The organism is Mesorhizobium sp. M4B.F.Ca.ET.089.01.1.1 (assembly GCF_004022605.1).
Lineage (GTDB): Bacteria > Pseudomonadota > Alphaproteobacteria > Rhizobiales > Rhizobiaceae > Mesorhizobium > Mesorhizobium abyssinicae.
Window position 1 is genome coordinate 1 of sequence record NZ_RZOS01001350.1, and the last position, 486, is coordinate 486.

Sequence of the window (486 nt, forward strand, 5' to 3'; positions counted from 1 at the left end):
GAGGAGGGATCGGTGCTTGCCGCCTACCGGGCGATGCTTGCCTTGCGCAAGCGGCACCCAGCGCTGGTCAGCGGCTCCATCCGCTTCCTGGATGCCGAAGGCGATGTTCTTGCCTTCGTCCGCGAGGGTGAGGGCGAGAGGCTGGTCTGCGTCTTCAACTTCGCCGACGAGCAGGCGGTCTGGCCCTTGCCGCCGGCTCTGGGGCCTGTTGAAGCGGTCGATCTCGGCCCCGGCGCGGTCATTGCCGAAGACGCATTGTCACTGCCGCCGCTGGGTTGCTTTCTGGGGCGAACCAACTTGACGGCCAGCCCGTCAATGTCCAGCGAGGCTCGGTGATGCTCATCGAATATACGAACGAAGTCGCGTTCGGGGAGCCACCGCCATCCGTAATTGTGTTGTGCACGCTTCGTGAGGTACGAGAGCTGTCTTCGAAATTGTTGCTCCGCGATGTTGTCGACATGTCGTCTGGATTCAACGCAAATTTTT

At 61.5% G+C, this 486-nt stretch carries 1 protein-coding gene; it reads left to right on the forward strand.

All coding sequences use genetic code 11. The annotated features are described in order from the left end of the window. The coding region (locus tag EN780_RS37490; RefSeq protein WP_128276653.1) for an alpha-glucosidase C-terminal domain-containing protein at nt 1-336 on the forward strand (336 nt) is incomplete at its 5' end. Nucleotides 337-486 lie beyond the last annotated feature (150 nt).